Annotated in this window: 17 protein-coding genes and 3 tRNA genes; 5 read left to right on the forward strand and 15 right to left on the reverse strand. The window is 71.1% G+C overall.

Annotated features, from left to right (window positions below; translation table 11 throughout):
• Window positions 1–90: 90 nt before the first annotated feature.
• Together SOM13_RS08935 and SOM13_RS08940 are read right to left on the reverse strand one after the other, a co-directional pair.
• Window positions 91–164, reverse strand: a tRNA-Met gene (locus SOM13_RS08935).
• Window positions 165–215: 51 nt separating this feature from the next.
• Window positions 216–287: transfer RNA gene (locus tag SOM13_RS08940), tRNA-Thr, on the reverse strand.
• A gap of 138 nt (window positions 288–425) precedes the next feature.
• Here SOM13_RS08940 and SOM13_RS08945 point away from each other — a divergent pair.
• On the forward strand, window positions 426–968 hold the full coding sequence (locus SOM13_RS08945) for a 2'-5' RNA ligase family protein (protein ID WP_320479482.1): 543 nt from the start codon (window positions 426–428) through the stop codon (window positions 966–968).
• 14 nt (window positions 969–982) lie between these two features.
• On the opposite strand, the gene SOM13_RS08950 is transcribed toward SOM13_RS08945, so the two are convergent.
• A complete protein-coding gene (locus SOM13_RS08950) occupies window positions 983–1969 on the reverse strand; it encodes an aldo/keto reductase (protein ID WP_192058789.1) in 987 nt (328 codons plus the stop codon).
• A 77-nt stretch (window positions 1970–2046) separates the two neighbouring features.
• Here SOM13_RS08950 and SOM13_RS08955 point away from each other — a divergent pair, with 77 nt between their 5' ends.
• A complete protein-coding gene (locus SOM13_RS08955) occupies window positions 2047–3798 on the forward strand; it encodes a glycoside hydrolase family 13 protein (RefSeq protein ID WP_320479483.1) in 1752 nt (583 codons plus the stop codon).
• A gap of 139 nt (window positions 3799–3937) precedes the next feature.
• On the opposite strand, the gene SOM13_RS08960 is transcribed toward SOM13_RS08955, so the two are convergent.
• The 8 genes from SOM13_RS08960 to ubiE all read right to left on the reverse strand — a co-directional run bounded on the left by SOM13_RS08960 (window position 3938) and on the right by ubiE (window position 11962).
• A complete protein-coding gene (locus SOM13_RS08960) occupies window positions 3938–5266 on the reverse strand; it encodes a M23 family metallopeptidase (RefSeq protein ID WP_320479484.1) in 1329 nt (442 codons plus the stop codon).
• A gap of 154 nt (window positions 5267–5420) precedes the next feature.
• Complete coding sequence (locus SOM13_RS08965; RefSeq protein WP_320479507.1) at window positions 5421–6269, reverse strand: inositol monophosphatase family protein; 849 nt, start codon at window positions 6267–6269, stop codon at window positions 5421–5423.
• 112 nt (window positions 6270–6381) lie between these two features.
• A tRNA-Tyr gene (locus tag SOM13_RS08970) sits at window positions 6382–6463 on the reverse strand.
• 111 nt (window positions 6464–6574) lie between these two features.
• Complete coding sequence (gene cls, locus SOM13_RS08975; protein WP_192058796.1) at window positions 6575–8041, reverse strand: cardiolipin synthase; 1467 nt, start codon at window positions 8039–8041, stop codon at window positions 6575–6577.
• A gap of 3 nt (window positions 8042–8044) precedes the next feature.
• Entirely contained in the window at window positions 8045–8533 is a 489-nt protein-coding gene (locus SOM13_RS08980; RefSeq protein ID WP_192058798.1) for a YajQ family cyclic di-GMP-binding protein, read from the reverse strand.
• 113 nt (window positions 8534–8646) lie between these two features.
• Window positions 8647–10023 (reverse strand): FAD-dependent oxidoreductase, encoded by a 1377-nt coding sequence (locus tag SOM13_RS08985; protein ID WP_192058800.1) that lies wholly within the window; start codon window positions 10021–10023, stop codon window positions 8647–8649.
• Window positions 10024–10109: 86 nt separating this feature from the next.
• Window positions 10110–11228 carry a polyprenyl synthetase family protein gene (locus SOM13_RS08990; protein WP_243215405.1) on the reverse strand — a complete coding sequence of 373 codons (1119 nt, stop codon included), beginning with the start codon at window positions 11226–11228 and terminating at the stop codon, window positions 10110–10112.
• Window positions 11225–11962 carry a bifunctional demethylmenaquinone methyltransferase/2-methoxy-6-polyprenyl-1,4-benzoquinol methylase UbiE gene (gene ubiE, locus SOM13_RS08995; protein WP_320479485.1) on the reverse strand — a complete coding sequence of 246 codons (738 nt, stop codon included), beginning with the start codon at window positions 11960–11962 and terminating at the stop codon, window positions 11225–11227. Before ubiE ends, SOM13_RS08990 begins: the two co-directional genes overlap by 4 nt.
• 72 nt (window positions 11963–12034) lie before the next feature.
• On the opposite strand from ubiE, the gene SOM13_RS09000 reads away from it, so the two are divergent.
• Entirely contained in the window at window positions 12035–13267 is a 1233-nt protein-coding gene (locus SOM13_RS09000; RefSeq protein ID WP_320479486.1) for an isochorismate synthase, read from the forward strand.
• A complete protein-coding gene (locus tag SOM13_RS09005) occupies window positions 13264–14715 on the forward strand; it encodes an MFS transporter (RefSeq protein WP_320479487.1) in 1452 nt (483 codons plus the stop codon). Before SOM13_RS09000 ends, SOM13_RS09005 begins: the two co-directional genes overlap by 4 nt.
• Before the next feature lie 86 nt (window positions 14716–14801).
• Here SOM13_RS09005 and SOM13_RS09010 read toward each other — a convergent pair whose 3' ends face one another.
• The 3 genes from SOM13_RS09010 to SOM13_RS09020 all read right to left on the reverse strand — a co-directional run bounded on the left by SOM13_RS09010 (window position 14802) and on the right by SOM13_RS09020 (window position 17993).
• Window positions 14802–15653, reverse strand: a complete 852-nt coding sequence (locus SOM13_RS09010) for a PPK2 family polyphosphate kinase (protein ID WP_320479488.1) — start codon at window positions 15651–15653, stop codon at window positions 14802–14804.
• A 98-nt stretch (window positions 15654–15751) separates the two neighbouring features.
• Window positions 15752–17626, reverse strand: coding sequence for a 2-succinyl-5-enolpyruvyl-6-hydroxy-3-cyclohexene-1-carboxylic-acid synthase (gene menD, locus SOM13_RS09015; protein ID WP_320479489.1), 1875 nt, complete (start codon window positions 17624–17626; stop codon window positions 15752–15754).
• 7 nt (window positions 17627–17633) lie between these two features.
• On the reverse strand, window positions 17634–17993 hold the full coding sequence (locus SOM13_RS09020) for a PLD nuclease N-terminal domain-containing protein (RefSeq protein WP_192058810.1): 360 nt from the start codon (window positions 17991–17993) through the stop codon (window positions 17634–17636).
• Between the two features lie 109 nt (window positions 17994–18102).
• Between SOM13_RS09020 and SOM13_RS09025 the strand changes: the two genes are divergently transcribed.
• A complete protein-coding gene (locus SOM13_RS09025; protein WP_192058812.1) occupies window positions 18103–18369 on the forward strand; it encodes a DUF4229 domain-containing protein in 267 nt (88 codons plus the stop codon).
• Between the two features lie 30 nt (window positions 18370–18399).
• Here SOM13_RS09025 and SOM13_RS09030 read toward each other — a convergent pair whose 3' ends face one another.
• Window positions 18400–19344 carry a 1,4-dihydroxy-2-naphthoate polyprenyltransferase gene (locus tag SOM13_RS09030; protein ID WP_192058814.1) on the reverse strand — a complete coding sequence of 315 codons (945 nt, stop codon included), beginning with the start codon at window positions 19342–19344 and terminating at the stop codon, window positions 18400–18402.
• Window positions 19345–19353 lie beyond the last annotated feature (9 nt).

Here is a 19353-nt window from a genome sequence, read left to right on the forward strand (position 1 = left end):
CTATGCCGCCGCCGCTGGCACACGACCGGTGAAGGCCGGGCGGGTCGACACCGCATGACGGGAGAAGGCCCTCCGAAGAGGGCCTTGCGGTAGCGAGGGCGGGACTCGAACCCGCGACACCACGATTATGAGCCGTGTGCTCTAACCAACTGAGCTACCCCGCCGCAGGCTGTGAACCCCGTCGGATCGCTCAGCGACGGGATGGTGACAGCCGGAGCCCCGAGTCAGGTTTGAACTGACGACCCCTTCCTTACCATGGAAGTGCTCTACCACTGAGCTATCGGGGCGTGACCACCAGGTCGCGAACTGCTCGCGGCCGATTGGCACCAGGCAATGTTAGCAGAGCCGGAGGGGTGCTGATGCCACCTCGCACGAGTGCGACTGCGGGTGCGCCGACGGGTGCGGCGTCGGAGCAGACTCGGAGGGTGCACAGCATCGAACTGCTCCTCGACGAGACGACCGACCGCGCCGTCCGCGACTCGTGGCAGGTGCTGGCCGACGCCGGTCTGCCCTCGCTCGCGCACCACTCGGGGGCGACCAACGCACCGCACGTCTCCGTCTCGGTGGCGGCCGGGTTCGACGACCGGGCCGACCCGCGCCTCCGGCGCATCGCATCGGCGCTGCCCCTGCCGGTCGCGTTCGCCGGCCTGATCGTCTTCGGCCGACCCCCGCGGGGGCTGGTGCTCGCCCGGGCCCTCGTGCCGACCGCCGACCTGCTCGATCTGCACCGCGACGTGCACGAGAGCGTAGGAGGCGCGGCGCCGGTCGACCACGCCGCCCCCGGTCGCTGGATGCCTCACCTCACGCTCGCCTCGCGGCTGTCCCCCGACCAGCTCGCGCTGGCCATCGAGGTCCTCTCCGAGGCGGAGGAGGCGGAGGAGGCGACGGACGCCGGGCGGGTCTCCACCAGCCGTCTCGTGTCGATGCGGCGATGGGACTCCGACGCGAAGGTCGTCGTCGGGCTCTGACCCGGGAACCGGTCTCAGGTCGAGGGGATCGGCGTCGACGCGGCCTCGAGCGTCTCGAGGTCGTGGTCGGAGAACTCCACGTGGGCCGCGTCGAGCAGACCTTCGAGCTGGATCGTCGTCCGGGCGCTCGCCAGGGCTCCGATGACGTTCTGCCGCGTGGCCAGCCACGCGATGGCGACGGCGCCGGGTACGACCCGCTGCCGCTCGGCGATGTCGGCCAGAACCTCCACGATGGCGAGGTTCTGGGGGGTCACGTAGCTGAGCGCGCGATTGCCCCTCGGCGAGTCGCCTCGACCGGCGTCGCCGCGGTACTTGCCGGTGAGGAACCCGCTGGCCAACGAGGAGTGCGGGAGGACGGCGAGACCGAAGTGGTCGACGAGCGGCTGGACGTCGCTCTCGTAGTCCGCCCGGCGGACGAGGTTGTAGGCGGCCTGGACCGCCGCGAACGGATGCAGGCCGTCCCGATCGGCGATCGCGAGCGCCTGGCGGAGGCGCGCGCCGGTGTAGTTCGACGCGGCGGGGTGGCGGATCTTGCCCTCGTCGACGAGCTCGCTGAGGGCGCCGACGGTCTCGTCGAGGGGGGTCTCGTCGTCGTCGAAGTGGGTGAAGTAGTAGTCGATGTAGTCGGTGCGCAGACGACGGAGCGAGGCGTCGACGGCCATCCGGATGCTCGTGCGCGTCAGACCCGGAGCCTCGGGATGCTGGCCGCACTTGGTGCTCAGCACGACCCGCTCGCGGTTGCCGGGTCGGGCGATCCACCGCCCGATGATCGTCTCGGACTCGCCGCCGACGTTGCCCGGCAGCCAGGCGGAGTAGACGTCGGCCGTGTCGATGATGCGTCCGCCGTCTCCGACGAACACGTCGAGCACCTCGAACGCGGTGGGTGCGCCCACCGTCCAGCCGAAGACGTTCGTGCCGAGGGCGAGCGGGAAGGGCGTCTCGTCGGGCTGCGAGGCCGCGGGCGACGGCTCGACGGTCGGAGGGACACTCTGAGGGGTCACGGTCGGCGCCAATCATGGTCGGGTGGTGATTGCACGCTAGCGGATGGCGGGTCGAGGCCCTGCCGTATCGTGGCCTCATGTCCTCAGCAGAGCCCACGGGCGACACACTCGACGCCCCCGCAGACTCCGAGACCGACACGCCGACCGCACTCGACGAGGCCCCCGCCGCCTCGTCCGAGAAGGGCGGCGAATGGTGGCGCTCCGCCGTCATCTACCAGGTCTACCCCCGATCGTTCGCCGACTCCGACGGCGACGGCGTCGGCGATCTGCCCGGCATCACCTCGCGACTCGGCGACCTCGCCGACCTCGGGGTCGACGCCGTCTGGCTGTCGCCGTTCTACCGGTCGCCCCAGCGCGACGCCGGTTACGACGTGGCCGACTACCGCGACGTCGACCCCCTGTTCGGCACGCTCGCCGACTTCGACGCCCTGCGCGCACGCGCCACCGACCTCGGCCTCCGGGTGATCGTCGACGTCGTGCCCAACCACACCTCGTCCGAGCACGCCTGGTTCCAGGCGGCGCTGGCGGCCGAGCCGGGCTCGGTCGAGCGAGGGCACTACCTGTTCCGCGACGGCCGCGGCGTCGACGGCGAGCTCCCCCCGAACAACTGGGAGTCGATCTTCGGCGGGCCGGCCTGGACGCGGATCACCGAGGCCGACGGCACGGCCGGTCAGTGGTACCTCCACCTCTTCGACTCGTCGCAACCCGACCTCGACTGGACCGACCCCTGGGTGCGCGAGCAGTTCGTCGACGTGCTGCGCTTCTGGCTCGACCGCGGCGTCGACGGATTCCGGGTCGATGTCGCCCACGGCATGATCAAGGCCGAGGGCCTGCCCGACTACACGCCCCCCGCCGACTCGGGCAGCATGGGCGGCGGTCAGGGCGACTCCGCTCCCCCGCCCTACTGGGGTCAGGACGGCGTGCACGAGATCTACCGCTCGTGGCGGAAGGTGCTCGACGAGTACGAGGGCGATCGCGTGCTCGTGGCCGAGGCCTGGGTCGAGCCTCTCTCGCGACTGGCCGAGTGGGTCCGCCCCGACGAGATGCACCAGGCCTTCAACTTCTCGTATCTCGAGACCGGCTGGTCGGCGAGCGAGATCCGGCGCGTCGTCGACTCCTCGATCGAGGTGTTCTCGAGCGTGGGGGCCCCGAGCACCTGGGTGCTGAGCAACCACGACGTCGTCCGGCACGCGAGTCGCCTCGCCCTCACCGCCGAGAACCCCCAGGGCCACGGCATCGGCCCGCGCAGCGCCGGGCTCCCGATACCCGAGCTCGGTCTCGCCAGGGCGCGGGCCGCGACGGCCGTCATGCTGGCCCTGCCGGGCAGCGCGTACCTCTACCAGGGTGAGGAGCTGGGCCTCCCCGAGGCCATCGACCTCCCCGACGAGAGCCGACAGGATCCGACCTGGTTCCGCACGGGCGGAGAACGATACGGGCGAGACGGATGCCGAGTGCCGCTGCCCTGGGAGTCCGCGGCGCCGGCCTTCGGTTTCAACTCGACCGGCGCCTCCTGGTTGCCCCAGCCGAGCGACTGGTCGACCTACGCCCGCGACGAGCAGACCGGCGTGACGGGCTCGACCCTCGAGCTGTACCGCCTGGCGCTCCGGCTGCGCTCGGAGATCGGCCTCGGCACGTCGGACATCGTCTGGCTGGACGACTACTCCGACGAGGTCGTGGCGTTCCGCAGCGCGGGCGTGACGGTTCTCGCCAACCTGGGCGAGGTGGCCGTCGAGCTGCCCCTCGGCGACGTGCTGCTGTCGACGATGAGCCTCGACGGACCGGCCCTGCCGCCGAACGCCGCGGTGTGGCTGCGCGAGACCGACGTGTGATCCTGACGCGCTGAACGACGAGACCCCCGGCCGGACTGCCCGGGGGTCTTCTCGTGGTGCCGTTCCTCGCCGCGCCGCTCGACCGGCCTGCTTCGGCTCGTGCCGGCCTACCGGCCTGCGTCGGCTCGTGCCGGTCGGATCAGTTGGTGTTGGCGGTCAGCCAGGGGTACGGGTCGACGGGCACGCCGTTGAGGTGGATCTCGAAGTGCAGGTGGGCGCCGGTGCTGTTGCCGGTGCTGCCGACGGCGCCGATGATCTGACCGACGGTGACCGTGTCTCCCACCGAGACCTCGACCGAGCCGGACTGCATGTGCGAGTACGTCGACGTGACCTTCTGGCCGTCGACGACGTGCTCGATCTCGACGTGGTTGCCGAAGGCGCCCGACGGACCGGTGACGGCGCTGACGGTGCCGTCGGCGATCGCCTGGATCGGCGAGCCCGCACCCGGGATGAAGTCGAGACCCTGGTGGAAGGTGGAGCAGAAGCTGCAGTTGCTGACCTGACGCGCGCCGAAGCCGCTGCTGATCGGCACACCGGTCTGGAAGGGCCACTGGACGGTGCCGGCGACATCGTTCGTGAACGTGCTCGAGCTGGTCGAGGCGTACTCGTTGACCACGATCGTGCTGACCGAGTAGCCGTCGCGCGAGACGCTGGCCTCGGGGGCGGCGCCGGCGGCGACGAAGCTCTGAGCACCTGCGGCCTTCTTGGCCGCGGTCAGCTCAGGGGTGTCGACGAAGAAGGCGTTGGCCGGCACCGAGGTCGCCACGAGCATCGCGCTCGCGAACAGCATGGCGCCGACGACGGTCACGCGCTGCGAGGTGCGCGAGAACGACGAGCCGCGGGAGGCGGTGGTCGCGGATGCTGCCGAGGTGCGGGCCGAGGAGGCGCGGCTCGAGGACGCGCTGCGTGCTGCGGTGCTGCGGGCGGCGCCGCTGCGACCTGCTGCGCTGCCGGAGCTGCGGGCGGGGCCGGTGCGACGCCCGGTGGCTGCCGCGCCGACGGCGGGACTCGCTGCGGTGGACGAGACGGTGCGAGGCGAGCGCTTGCGAGCCGAGGCGGCGGCTGCGGCCTCGGCAGCGCGACGGGCCCGACGCGAGTCGGGGGCCGGGACGGTGGCGGCGTCGTTCGTGACGATGGACGCCGACTCGCCCTCGAGAACGACGGGTGCGACGTCAGGCGCTGCGACGACGGGCGACGAGATGCCGGTTGCGGCGGCGGTGCCCCGTTCGACGCCGACGGCGGCCGCGGACGATGCGAGGCGGGCCGTCTCGGACTCGTCGGCGATGGTCGGTGCGGCGAGGGCCGCGGCGGCACGCTCGGCCTCGCGGAGCTCACGGCGCGTCGCGAAGGTCGGGATGGTGATGCTCGCCGTCGGGGCGTCCGAGACGGTGACCAGAAGATCGTTCTCTGCTCGAAGCGACGGGGTTCCGTCGCCGGCGGGCTCGGAGATGTTCTGGTATTTCGACACGTCTGATGGATCCTCGGGGTTGTCGGGACGGAGAGGCGGGTGCTCCCTCTTCTTCTCGGCCGCTACCCCGTAGAACATGTCACGGAAAAGTAACGAACCAGTCCAGGGTAGCCGAACGGTGAACGAATGGCTAGCCGCGCCCGGTGTCCGACGATCAGAAACCGGCGTCGTCGAGGGCGTCGCGGAACGCGTCGGAGATGCTGGGCGCCGCCGCGACCGTCAGCCGCTCATCGGCCGGGGCGTCGCCCTCGCCGCCCACGACGGCCCCCGCCTCGGCCGCGACGAGCGCGCCCGCCGCGTGATCCCACGGCTTCAATCCGCGTTCGGCGTAGGCGTCGAGACGTCCGTCGGCGACCGCGCAGAGATCGAGCGATGCCGCCCCCATGCGACGGATGTCGCGGACGCTCCCGATGAACCGGCCGAGCACGGCGGCCTGCTCGACCCGCCTGTCGGCGTCGTACGAGAAGCCGGTCCCCACGAGCGACTGGGACAAGGAGGCGGGGGTCGAGACCGTGAGGCGACGACCCGACGACCACGCGCCTCCTCCCCTCGATGCCTCGAAGGTCTCACCGGCGAGCGGATTCACGACGCAGGCGGCGAGGGCACGCCACGAGCTCGGATCGGGGCCGTGCTCGACGACCGCGACGCTGACCGCCCACTGCGGGATCCCGTAGAGGAAGTTCACCGTGCCGTCGATCGGGTCCACCACCCAGGTCAGCCCGGTGCGGGAGTCGTCGGGCTCGCCCTCCTCGCCGAAGAACCCGTCACCCGGGCGCTCGCGCGCGAGCCGCGCACGGATGAACTCCTCGACCTCGCGGTCGGTGTGCGTGACCACGTCGACGAGGCTGCTCTTCGTCGCGGCGACCTCGACGCCCTCGGAGCGGCGTCGGGCGGCGAGCGCCGCGGCGTCGGTGGCGACGGAGCGGGCCACGTCGAGGAGCGCGGACACGGCCCGACCGTCGAACCCGGACTCCCAGAGCCCTGGCCGCTCGGAGTCGGGCATGTCGCGCTCGGGATTCTCGGGCACGGTGCCTCCTGAGGGGGGGTCGAGTCGTGAAACACGAACGGACTCGAGTGATCGAGTCCGTTCGAGGTGTTGCTCGGTGTTCCGTGTGTGGCAAGTGAGGGATTCGAACCCCCGAATGCTGAGCAGTCTGATTTACAGTCAGATCCCTTTGGCCGCTTGGGTAACTTGCCATGCACACCCAGCCCGTGTGTTCACCGACCGGAGGCGCCAGACAAATATACAGCCTTTCGACCCTCCCGTGGACCACCCGCCGCTCCCCCGCGCCGGCGCGGGGGCGTGGGCTACTGCACTGCGGAGGTGAGACGGGCGACGTTGTCGAGCACCTTCGACCGGAACGGCCGGGCCAGCCATTCGTCGAGGAGGAGCTCGTGGCTCGCCTCGCGGTACTCCTGCTCGACCTCGCGCAGCTGGCGCACGAAGCGCCTCCCTCGGATCATGACCGAGATCTCGAGGTTGAGACTGAACGAGCGCATGTCCATGTTGCTCGAGCCGACCACCGCCACCTCGTCGTCGATCGTGACGTGCTTCGCGTGCAGCACCGTCGGCGAGCGGTAGAGGAAGATTCGCACCCCGGCACGCAGCAGCGCCTCGTAGTACGAGCGCTGCGCGTGGTAGACGACCGGCTGGTCGCCGATCTCGCTGACGAAGAGCTGCACGTCGAGCCCGCGCTGCGCAGCCGTCGTGACCGCGTAGAGCATCGACTCGTCGGGCACGAAGTACGGGCTCGTGAGGATGATGCGGTCTTGCGCGCTGTAGAGCAGCGAGTTGAACAGCCGCAGGTTGTTCTCGCCCTCGAAGCCGGGGCCGCTCGGCACGACCTGGCAGTCGATCGTCTCGACCGAGTCGGCGACGTGCACCGGGTCGGTCTCACGCAGCAGCAGCTCGTCGGTCTCGCTGTACCAGTCGGTGACGAAGAGGGCGTTGATGCCGGCGACGATCGGCCCGTCGAACCGCACCATGAAGTCTTTCCAGGTGAGGCCGCGACGGCGGTTCTTCCGCCGCTGGTAGCCGCGCTCGATCATGTTCTGCGAGCCGGTGAAGGCGACCGTGCCGTCGATCACGAGCAGCTTGCGGTGGTTGCGGAGATCGGGCCGCTGGTACCTGCCCTTGAACGGCTGCACGGGCAGCATCAGTCGCCACTCGACCCCGATGCGGTCGAGGCGTCGACGCGTCTTGCGGTAGCCCGGGTACCCGCGACTGGCGATGTGATCCATCAGCAGCCGCACGGTGACACCGCGACGCCGAGCGTTCTCGAGGGCGACGAAGAACGGCTCGGTCGTCGCGTCCAGACTCGTGATGTAGAACTCGGCGTGCACCCAGCGCTGGGCGTCGTCGACGGCGGCCACCATCGCGTCGATCGAGGCCTGGTAGTCGGAGTGCAGCTCGGCCGTGTTGCCGCCGACGAGGGGCATCGCGCCGAGCGTGCGGTTCAGCTCGACGATGGTGTCGAGCCAGGCGGGCCAGGGGTGGTCTCGCTTGACCCGCTCGATGCCCTCGGTGGTCTCGACGATGTACTTGTTGATCTCCGCCTGCTTCTCACGGCGACGCCGCGGCAGACGCCTGCTGCCGATGAGGAGGAAGAGGACGAACCCGACGTACGGGATCAGGAAGATCGCGAGGAGCCACGCGGTGGCCGTCTGCGGTCTCCGGTTGATCGGCACGTAGACGATCGCGAAGACGCGGATCGCGATGTCGACGACGATGCCGATCACGGCGAGGGTGGGGGCCACCCACGTGGGTATCTCCATCGACTACCTGAAGTTGACGAACTGCAGATCGACCTCGAGGTCGGCCTTCTTCAGCAGAGCCATGGTGGCCTGCAGGTCGTCGCGGCTCTTCGACTGCACGCGCAGCTCGTCGCCCTGGATCTGGCTCTTGACGCTCTTCGGCGCCTCGTCGCGGATGATCTTGCCGATCTTCTTCGCCTGGTCCTGCTCGATGCCCTCTTTGAGCGCGGCCTCGATGCGGTACTCCTTGCCGCTGGCGAACGGCTCGCCCGCGTCGAGGTGCTTGAGGCTGATGCTGCGCTTGATGAACTTCGACTCGAGCACGTCGAGCACGGCCTTGACCCGCTCTTCGGTGTTCGCCTTCAGCAGCAGCTTCTCGCCGCTGTAATCGACGGACGCGCCCACGCCCTTGAAGTCGTAGCGCTGCTCGATCTCCTTCTGCGCCTGATGGAGGGCGTTGTCGACCTCCATCTTGTCGACCTTGCTGACCACGTCGAAAGAACTATCTGCCATGCCGGACAGCCTAGCGACACCCTCCGACGGTGGTCCCGCCGGACGCACCACGGGCCGCCCGCGGCCAGCACGGTCGCAGGGCGGCCCGGACGTGCGGACTCAGGAGGCGCGGGTCAGGCGGTCTGCCCGGCCTCGGCGCGCGAGACGCGCACCATCTCGTCGCGGGGGACGACTTTTACGCGGACCCGCTCGTGCTCGTGGGCGGCCCCGAGCGCCTGCTCGTGCTCGTCGAGGCGGTGCCAACCCTCGAGGTCGGTGTAGGCGACGCCCCGCTCGGCCAGCAGCGCCGGGACGGCCTCGGGGTCGGTCTCGGCGGGCTGCCACCAGCTGGCCTGGTCGTTGATGACGTGCGAGACGGTCTCCATCGCGTCGCTCTTCGTGTGACCGATGAGGCCGACGGGGCCGCGCTTGATCCAGCCGGTGGCGTAGACGCCGGGGACGATCTGGTTGTCGTCGTCCATCACCTGGCCCTCGTGGTTCGGGATGACGCCGCGGCGCTCGTCGAACGGGATGCCGTCGAGCGGCGAGCCGAAGTAGCCCACGGCCCGGTAGACCGCCTGCACGGGGACGTCGCGCACCTCGCCGGTGCCCTCGACGCCACCCTGTCCGTCGGGCCGGGTCCGCTCGTAGCGGAACGCCGAGACGCGCCCCTGCTCGTCGCCGACGATCTCGACGGGCTTCGCGTAGAAGTGCAGGTGCAGACGACGCGAGGCCTCGCCGACCTCGCGCTGACGCCACTGGTTCAGCACCTTGTCCATCACGAAGACCTGCTTGTTGGTCGCGATGGCCGTCTTCGACGCCTCGTCGTGGTCGAAGTCCTCGTCGTAGACGATCATGTCGACGTCGCGGAGCTCGCCGAGCTCGCGCAGCTCGAGCGGCGTGAACTTGACCTGCGCGGGGCCGCGGCGCCCGAAGACGTGCACGTCGGTGACGGGCGAGGCCTTGAGCACCTCGTAGACGTTGTCGGGGATCTCCGTCGGCAGGAGGTCGTCGGCGTGCTTCGCGAGGATCCGCGAGACGTCGAGCGCGACGTTGCCGACGCCCACGACCGCGACGGAGGACGCGTCGAGCGGCCAGGTGCGGGGGACGTCGGGATGACCGTCGAACCAGCTGACGAAGTCGGCGGCGCCGTAGCTGCCCTCGAGCTCGATGCCGGGCACGTCGAGATCGGCGTCGCGGATCGCACCGGTCGAGAAGACGACGGCGTTGTAGTGCTTCTTCAGGTCGTCGAGGGTGATGTCGACGCCGTAGCGCACGTTGCCGAAGACGCGGATGTCGCCGCTGTCGAGCACGTCGCGCAGGGCGTTGACGATGCCCTTGATGCGCGGGTGGTCGGGCGCGACCCCGTACCGGACGAGGCCGTAGGGCGCGGGCAGCTGCTCGAACAGGTCGATCTGGACGTCGAAGCCCTTGGGCGCCTTGAGCAGGATGTCGGCTGCGTAGATGCCGGCTGGTCCGGCTCCGACGATGGCCAGTCGCAAGGTGGTCACGGTGTTCTCTCTCTCGCTGAGGGGCTCGGCGATGCGAGCGGGTTGACGGTGATGCGTGATTCGGGGACGAGGAGGGGCGGTGCCGGTCAGGCGGACCGCTCGACCACTCGATCGGCGAAGCGGGTCAGGGCCTTCTTCACCGGGCCGGAGGGCAGCGGGGCGAGGGCGTCGAGCGCCTCGCGCGCCCACCGGTGGGCCTCGAGGCGGGTGCGCTCGGTGACGTCGTGCTCGCGCAGACGCCGGACCACGTCGGCGAACTCGTCGTCGAGGGTGGTCTCGGCGGCGTTGCGCGCGGACTCGTCGATCTCGGCCCCGTCGACGTCGCCGTGGGTCGCCTCGACGATGCGGTCGATCTCGGACAGCAGCGCCGAGGCCTCGAGGTCGGTGCGGGCGAGCTCGCGCAGATAGAGCACGGGGAGCGTGACGACACCGGCGCGCAGGTCGGTGCCGGCCTTCTTGCCCGTCTCGGCGGGCTGGTCGGAGAGGTCGATGACGTCGTCGATCAGCTGGAAGGCGATGCCGATCTTCTCGCCGAACTCGGCGACGGGCGCGAGGTACTCGCGCGGTGCGCCGCTGAACATGACGCCGGCGCGCGCCGCCGTCGAGATGAGCGAGCCGGTCTTGTCGGCGAGCACGTCGATGTAGTGGGCGATCGGATCGTCGCCTTCGCGCGGCCCGATCGTCTCGTGCAGCTGACCGAGGCAGAGCCGCTCGAACGTCTCGGCCTGCAGCAGGATCGCCTCCTGGCCGAGACCTGAGACGATGGTGCTGGCCCGGGCGAAGAGCAGGTCTCCGCTGAGGATGGCGACGTTGTTGCCCCACACGGCCTGCGCGCTCGGCACCCCGCGGCGCATCTGCGCCTCGTCCATGACGTCGTCGTGGTACAGCGACGCGAGATGAGTGATCTCGGTGGCCTGGGCCGAGGCGACGATGCCGGGCGTCGCGCCCTCGCCCAGCTGGGCGATGAGGAGGGTCAGGGTCGGACGCACCCGCTTGCCGCCCGCGGCGAGCAGGTAGCGGGTGGTCGCGTCGGCGATCTCGTCGGCGAACGCGATCTCGCGGAGCAGACCCTCTTCGACGAGCTCGAGCCCGCTGTCGACGGCGGCGACGAAGCGCCGCTCGGCCGGTGTCGCGAAGAGCTTCTCGCCGAGCCCGAGCGAGGTGCCGAGGCTGTTGCGGTGGGTCGTCGGCCCACCCGCGCTCACGAGGTCGCCCGCTTCTTCGAGGAGGCGCGGGTCGACGGAGCGGACGGCTTGCGACCGCGGTGCAGCGCGACGATGCCGAACGACAGGTTGCGGTAGGCGACGCGGCTGAAGCCCGCACCTCGCAGCCACTGGCTGAGGACCTGCTGGTCGGGCCACTGGGCGATCGAATCGGCGAGGTAGGTGTAGGCCGGGCCGTTGCTGCTGGCGAAGCGCGCGATGAACGGCATGCCGAAGCGGAGGTAGGCGCGGTAGGCGGCGCGCAGCAGACCGAAGGGCGGTGTCGAGAACTCGCAGACGACGAGACGACCGCCGGGCTTGAGGACCCGGTTCATCTCGGCGAGCGCCACCTGGGGGCGGTTGACGTTGCGGAGGCCGAACGAGATGGTGACGGCGTCGAACGTGGCATCGTCGAAGGGCAGCTTCTCGGCGTCGCCCTCGATGAACTCGATCTCGGGGTGGCGCTTCCGCCCCACCTCGACCATGCCGTGGCTGAAGTCGAGGGCGACGACCTCGGCACCGCGCTTGGCGATGGCCGCGGAGCTGGTGCCCGTGCCCGCTGCTATGTCGAGGACCCTGTCGGCGGGGCCCGCCCCGATGGCCTTCACGGTGGCCACGCGCCAGAGGGCGGCGTTGCCGGCCGACAGCACGTCGTTGGTGCGGTCGTAGTTCGCGGCGACGCCGTCGAACATCGACGCGACCTCTGCGGGTTGCTTGTTCATGTCGGCCTTGGTCACGAGGAGCGATCCTACCGGCACCTCCGGTGCATAGCCCGAGTGTGAAGCACGCTCCGCGAGTAGTCTGTCGCGGTGGACCTCCCGTCGTTCCGAGCCCCGTCGTTGTCCGTGCGCAGCACGCGGATCGACCACATCAGCCCCCTCCTCGACGTCGTCGATCGACGCGACCCCCTGATCTTCGTCCGGGGCGGTGCCGGGATGGCCGGCATCGGCGAGGCCCTCCGGCTCGAATGCACCGGTCCGACCCGCATGACCGACGCGGCCGACGCCTGGCGCGAGGTCGCCGCCCGGGCCACCGTCGACGACGAGGTGGGCGTCGCCGGCAGTGGTCTGATCGCCTTCGGCTCGTTCGCCTTCGACGACGAGTCGACCGACACGAGCGTCCTGATCGTGCCTCGGATCGTGCTGGGTCGTCGCGACGGCGTCGCCTGGATCACGAGGGTCGACGGTGCCGCGACGCCCGCGGCCATGCCGGTGGGCGCCTCCGTCCGACTGCGACTGACCGACGGCGACCTGTCGGCCGCGGGTTACGCCGACGCCGTCGCCCGCGCCGTCGAGGCGATCGAGCACCGCGACGTCAGCAAGGTCGTGCTGGCCCGCGACCTCGTCGGGCGGATCCCCGCCGAGGCCGATCTGCGCCTCGTCGCGGCGACCCTGCTGACGGCCTACCCCGACTGCTACACCTTCGCGGTCGACGGGCTGATCGGCGCGAGCCCCGAGACGCTCGTCCGCACCGAGCGCGGCGAGGTGACGGCGCGCGTGCTGGCCGGCAGCGCTGCCCGGGGCGTCGACGCGGCCAGCGACGAGCGCGCGGCCCACGCTCTGGCGACCTCGCCGAAGGACCTGGACGAGCACTCGTACGCGCTCCGTAGTCTCCTGCTCTCGCTGGGTCGGCATGCCGACGGCATCGTCACGGCCGAGCAGCCGTTCACCCTCAAGCTCCCGAATCTGTGGCACCTCGCGAGCGACGTGCGAGGCCGCCTCACCGACGGGTCGAGCTCTCTCGACCTGATCGCGTCCCTCCACCCCACGGCCGCCGTCGCCGGCACCCCCACCCAGGAGGCGCTGGCTCTGATCCGAGAGCTCGAACCGTTCGACCGCGGTCGCTACGCCGGCCCGGTCGGCTGGGTCGGCGCCGACGGCGACGGCGAGTGGGCCATCGCTCTCCGTTGCGCCCAGGTCTCCCCCGACGGCACCGTCCGGGCCTTCGCCGGGGCCGGCATCGTCGCCGACTCCGTGCCGGATCGCGAGGTCGCCGAGACCCGCATGAAGTTCCAGCCCGTGGTCGGGGCGTTCGCGCAGTGACGCCACCCGCGCCTCCTCGGGATCCCGCGGGGCCCGGCCGGCTCGACGCGGAGTCCGCACCCGGGTCGTGGTCGCGACCGGTGGCGCTGGTGGTGGCCGCGGCGTTCTTCATGGAGAACCTCGACGCCACGATCCTGTCGACGGCGACCGCCTCCATCGCCCGCGACTTCGAGGTCGTGCCCGCCGAGGTGGGGATCGCGGTGACGAGCTATCTCGTCGCGGTGGCGGCGTTCATCCCGCTCGGGGCCTGGCTCGCCGAGCGGTGGGGCGCACGTCGGGTGTTCCTGGCCGCGATCGTGCTGTTCACGGTCGCCTCGCTCGCCTGCGCGCTCAGCGGCGACCTCGTCTCGCTGACGGCCTCGCGTGCCGTCCAGGGTCTCGCCGGCAGCATGATGGTGCCGATCGGGCGCCTGATCGTGCTGCGCAGCACCGAGAAGTCGGAGCTGATCCGCGCCATCGCGTACCTCACCTGGCCCGCCCTGGTGGCACCGGTCATCGCGCCGCTCGTCGGCGGCCTGCTCACCGAGCACCTCGGCTGGCAGTGGGTGTTCCTCGTGAACGTGCCCGTCGGGGCGGCGCTGCTGGTCGCCGCGTGGCGCGTGATCCCGGCCGTGCCTCGTGCCCCGCGCGCCCGTCTCGACGTCGTCGGGCTCGGCCTCGTCGTCGCCGCGGTCGTGTCGGGGGTGGTGGCCTTCGAGCTGCTCGGCGGCGCCCCGACCGCCGTCACGGGCGCGGGGCTGCTCGTGCTCGCGGTGCTGCTGGTGCTCGCCGCCGGCCGCTGGTTCCGTCGGGTGGCGCACCCCCTGCTCGATCTGACGGCGTTCCGCATCCCGTCGTTCCGGGTGACGAACCTCAGCGGCTCGGTCTACCGCGCCGTCGTCAACGGGGTGCCCTTCGTCGTGCCCCTGCTGCTGCAGGACGGCTTCGGGTGGTCGCCCGCCGAGGCCGGTCTGATGCTCACCTGGGTCTTCGTCGGCAACCTCGGCGTCAAGCCGTTCACGACGCCGCTGCTGCGGCGTCTCGCGGTCATCCCGATCGTCACCGTCTCGACCGTCGGCCTCGCTGCGACGTTCGTGGGGGCGGCCCTCGTGACGGCCGAGACGTCGCCCGTGGTCATCGCCCTGGTGCTGCTCGCGAGCGGGGTGTTCCGCTCGGTCGGCTTCACCGCCTACAACACGCTGCAGTTCGCCGACGTGCCGCCCGAGCGCCTCGGTGCGGCGAACGCGCTGTCGTCGATCACCGGCCAGCTCGCCGTCGGACTCGGGGTCGCTCTGACAGCTCTGGTGGTCCGCATCGCCGACGGCGTGCTGGGGACGACCGGCGTCGGCGACCCGACCGGCTACCGCATCGCCCTGATCGTGCTGGCGGCTCTGGCTCTGGTCAGCATCGTCGAGGGTCTCAGCCTGCCGCGCGGCACGGGGGCGTCGCTGCGGGCGGCCCCGCGCTGAGGCGACCCCGCGCTGAGACGACCCCGCGCTGAGACGACCCCGAGCTGAGACGGCCGCGAGCGGGCGACCCGCGGGGCCTCGGGCGCCTAGGTGGACGAGAGGCGGGTCTTCTCGAGCTCGACGTCGAACTCGGCGCTCGGCCACTCCGGGCGGCGTGCCGCCAGGGCGTCGATCAGGAGGCGCTGCACGGCCACCCGGGCGTACCACTTCCGGTCGGCGGGGACGACGTACCACGGAGCCGAGTCGGTCGACGTCCGCCTGATCGCGGTCTGGTAGGCCTCCTGATAGTCGTCCCAGAGTAGGCGCTCGTCGAGGTCGCCGGGGTTGTACTTCCAGTTCTTCTCGGGGCGGTCGAGTCGTTCGCGCAGCCTCGACTTCTGCTCGTCGGACGAGATGTGCAGCATCACCTTGACGACGGTCGTGCCGGCCTCGGCCAGCTCGCGCTCGAACTCGACGATGTCGTCGTAACGACCCTCGACCTCCTCCGGCGAGGCGAGGCGGCGCACCTTGCCGATCAGGACGTCCTCGTAGTGCGACCGGTCGAAGACGCCGATCATGCCCGGGCCCGGCAGCTCGCGGCGCACGCGCCACAGGAAGTCGTGCGCGAGCTCCTCCTCCGTCGGGGTCTTGAAGGCGTGGTGCGCGACGCCCTGAGGATCGACGGCTCCGACCACGTGACGGACGATGCCGCCCTTCCCCGCGGTGTCCATGCCCTGCAGCACGAGCAGCACGGAACCCTTGTCGCCGCCATGGCGGCTGGAGGCGAAGAATCTCTCCTGCAGGTCGCCGAGAGTGTCACGACCGGACTCGAGCGACTGCGCGGCGTACTGCTTGTCTCCCGCGAACCCGGGCGTCGACGACGGATCGATCGCCGCCAGGTCGACGGCGTCGTCGGCTCGGAGGGACACGGCGGGCGGGGTCGTCCAGGTCTTGGCCATGGGTCGAGCCTACGACTCGGGCGTGAAGCGGGGACCAAGACCGCGGGAGGCCGTGAGCCGGCCGCCCGGAGGCCGGACGTCGAGCCGCCGTCGGCGGGTCAGCGGACGAGCGGGACCTCGATCAGCACGGGGCCGTCCCAGCGTCGGGCGAGGTCACGGTCGAGCTCGGCCCGGGTGCCCGCGCGTGAGTACTGCCACCCGTAGGCCGCGGCCAGGGCCGACAGCTCGACGCTGTGCGGGGTGAACTGCACACGGGTCATCGCGTCGGCGGGGGCCGTGGCCGCCACCTCGAGCCCGTCGAAGATCGTCCCCCCGCCGTCGTTGCCGACGATCACCTGCAGGCGGGGTCTCACCTCGCCGTCGCCGAAGAGCATCGAGCCGACGTCGTGGAGCAGGGTGAGATCGCCGAGCAGCACCCGCGTGACCCCCGGGCGCGACTCGTCGAGCTGACTCGCGTAGGCGATGCCGGTGGCGGTGGCGATCGTGCCGTCGATGCCCGCGAGACCCCGGTTGGCGTGCACGGGGATGCGCTTGCCGGGCACGACCTCGTCGACCTCGCGGATCAGCCGGGACGCACCGAGCACGAGTCGGTCGTGGGGCCAGGTGACGCGCCACAGGGTCTCGACCAGGGCGCGACGGGAGACCTCACGACGCAGCAGCGCCACCTCGCCGCGGAGGAACGCGGCCCGCTCGGCGGGTTCGTCGCTCGTGGCCGACTCGAGGTCGGGCGCGGACTCGTCGTCGCCGACCACGAGTCGTCCGGCCTGGACCCAGCGACCGACCCAGGCGCGATGCGGGCGGTCTTCGGGCGACGGGCCGTCGGCGCCGGCAACCGTGGCCGTGGCCGTCGCAGTGGCCACGGCCGTCGCAGTGGCCGCGGCGTCGTCGACCGCCGCCGCGTCGGCCTGGTGTCGGCCGTGCCGCCGTGGCTCGACTGCCGCGGCGCCCTCGGGGACATCGACGGCGTCGACCACACGGGCGTCGCGGCCCGGGTCGTAGGCCTCGGGCGACGAGCCGCGGACGACGATCACCTCGACGTCGGACCGCTGGATCAGTGCCGGGATCTGCCGGGTGAGGGTGGGGTGACCGAAGACGATCACGCGTCGCACCGCGCCCCCGAACGCGTGCTCGCCGAGCAGCGCCCGATAGCCCAGCGCCAGGTTGGGACCGAAGTGCGCGCCGCTCGAGACCTCGGCCACGAGCGGCGCACCGAGGGCACGGGCGACTCGCTCGGCCTCGTCGGTCGCCGCGTGACCGGCCACGACGATCGTCGCCGGGACCCTGTCGACCTCGAGGGCGAGACGGGACACCGGGGAGGCGCGGGTCACCGCATCGGGGCGGGCGTCGGGGATCCGCACGACGGGCGCCGACAGGGGCTCTCGGAAGGCGATGTTCAGCTGCACCGGCCCGGGGGCGGGCAGATCGCCGTACGGCGAACCCCCGGCCGCCTGCCGGTGGCCGAGGGCGGCGGAGACGGCGTCGTGCGCGAGGGCGCGGACGGCGTCGACGTCGACCGGCCCCTCGACGGGAGCCTCGACGTCGCGGACGAACGCGACCGCGCGACCGAAGAGACCGGGTTGGTGGGTGGTCTGGTTGGCGCCGATGCCCCGCAGCTCGGTCGGTCGGTCGGCGGTCAGCAGCACCAGGGGCACCCCGGAGTGATGGGCCTCGAGGACGGCCGGGTGCAGGTTGGCGACGGCGGTGCCCGAGGTCGTGATCACGACGACGGGTGCGCCGGTCTCGACGGCCAGCCCGAGGGCGAGGAACGCCCCCGATCGCTCGTCGATGCGGACCCTGAGGTGGATCCGCCCCGAGCGCTCGAGCTCGGCGGCGGCCAGCGCCAGCGCCTGCGAACGGGAGCCGGGGCTGAGGACGACATCGCGGACGCCGACGTCGACGAGGGCGGACAGCAGCTCGACGGCGTAATCCGTCGCGGGGCTGCCGCTCGACTGATCGTCGCGGTCGCTGGACATGGCCGGCTTACGCCGTGCCCGTCTTGCCGTCTTCGTCGAGCTCGGAGAGCTCCTGCTCGAGACGACGGATGCGCTCGTCGGTGGTCTCGCGGTCGAGATCGCTGATGTTGGAGGCCGAGCGGCCGGAGAACTCGGGGTCGTCGTCGGGAGCGACGAACCGGCGCCGTTCGGGCTGCCGGTTCTTGCGGTTCTTGCCGAGGAGGAACCAGAGGATGGCGCCGATCACGGGCAGGACGACGATGATCAACGCCCAGAGGGGCTTGTTCAGAGCACGGAACCTGGAGGCGTCCGCGAAGAGGCAGTCGACCAGGGCGTAGATGATGAAGGCAGCGGCGATCACGATGCCAACGACGTACAACCTCACCATTCCTCGACTATAGGCGGCGTCCCGGTGCGGATCCTGACCGTGGGCCCTTCCGTGGCCGACCTGTGAGCCACCCGGCTGGGGCACGGTCTCGCCGCCGTAGAATCGCCGGGTGAAACCCTGGGTCAAGTACACGTTCATCCGTCTCGGGATCTTCGCAGTGGCGCTGGCCGTCCTGCTCGTGATCCGCATCGACCCCTACATCGCGACGATCGTCGCGGCGATCGTCGGGCTCTGCGTCTCGTACATCTTCTTCGCACCGCTCCGACGTCGTGTCGCCCTCGACCTCGCGGAGCGTCGATCGAAGCCCGAGACGCGTCACGGCGACGACATCGCCGAGGACGAGGAGATCCGCCGCTCCGACCGCGACGACGTCTGAGCGTCGAGCGGAGCGCAGTCGGGCCGCAGCCTAGAAGTACAGGACCGCCGACAGCGCCAACGCCCACAGCAGCGCCGTCAGCGACGACAGCTGCAGGGCGAGGATGAGCTCGCGCGGCGTGCGACCGGTGACGCCGATGATGGCCGCGGGGATGGCCGCGATCAGCGTGAAGTAGACGTACGGCGCATCGAAGTACAGGAACCCGAAGTACGCAAGGATCAAGAACGGCAGCAGCAGGAAGAGCGCGTAGAGCGCCCGCGCGACCGGGTCGCCGACCACGACCGCCAGGGTGCGCTTGCCCGCGGCGGCGTCTTGGGGGATGTCGCGGATGTTGTTGACCATCAGCACCGCGCAGGCGAAGAGCCCCGATGCGACGCCCGCGATCCAGGCGTCGGCCGGGAACCGGTCGAGCTGGACGTACGTCGTGCCGACGGTCGCGACGAGGCCGAAGAACACGAAGACGAAGACCTCGCCGAGGGCGTTGTAGCCGTAGGGGCGCTTGCCGCCGGTGTAGAACCATGCGGCGACGACGGCGGCGGCCCCCACGGCGAGCAGCCACCAGTGACCCGAGAGAATCACGACGGCGACACCGGCCGCGGCGGCGACGGCGAACGAGCCGAGCGCGACCCGGAGGACGCTGCGGGGACGGACGGCCCCCGAGGCCGTGAGCCGCGACGGCCCGACCCGGAAGGCGTCGGTGCCCCGGATGCCGTCGGAGTAGTCGTTGGCGAAGTTGACGCCGATCTGCAGGAGCACGGCGACGACCAGGCACAGCACGGCGAGGAGGAGGTCGCTCGACCCGTTGGCCTCGGCGACGCCGGTGCCGAGCGCGACCGGCGCCACGGCCAGGGGCAGGGTGCGCAGACGAGCGCCGCCGATCCAGTCGCGGGCGGTCACCCGCCGCGCGGGCTGCCGACCGGGTCGCCCGCCGGGTCGTCCGCCGGGTCGTGCCTTCTTGCTCTTCGTCTTCGCCACGGCCCGATT

Source organism: Frigoribacterium sp. CFBP9030 (genome assembly GCF_034045195.1).
Classification (GTDB): domain Bacteria; phylum Actinomycetota; class Actinomycetes; order Actinomycetales; family Microbacteriaceae; genus Frigoribacterium.

Excerpts from the sequence above, each read along its gene's own strand:
- SOM13_RS09010 (WP_320479488.1), bottom strand. The coding sequence starts at position 15,653 with ATGGCCAAGACCTGGACGACCCCGCCCGCCGTGTCCCTCCGAGCCGAC.
- cls (WP_192058796.1), bottom strand. The coding sequence starts at position 8,041 with ATGGAGATACCCACGTGGGTGGCCCCCACCCTCGCCGTGATCGGCATC.
- SOM13_RS08980 (WP_192058798.1), bottom strand. The coding sequence starts at position 8,533 with ATGGCAGATAGTTCTTTCGACGTGGTCAGCAAGGTCGACAAGATGGAG.
- SOM13_RS08965 (WP_320479507.1), bottom strand. The coding sequence starts at position 6,269 with ATGCCCGACTCCGAGCGGCCAGGGCTCTGGGAGTCCGGGTTCGACGGT.
- SOM13_RS09020 (WP_192058810.1), bottom strand. The coding sequence starts at position 17,993 with ATGGTGAGGTTGTACGTCGTTGGCATCGTGATCGCCGCTGCCTTCATC.
- menD (WP_320479489.1), bottom strand. The coding sequence starts at position 17,626 with ATGTCCAGCGACCGCGACGATCAGTCGAGCGGCAGCCCCGCGACGGAT.
- SOM13_RS08955 (WP_320479483.1), top strand. The coding sequence starts at position 2,047 with ATGTCCTCAGCAGAGCCCACGGGCGACACACTCGACGCCCCCGCAGAC.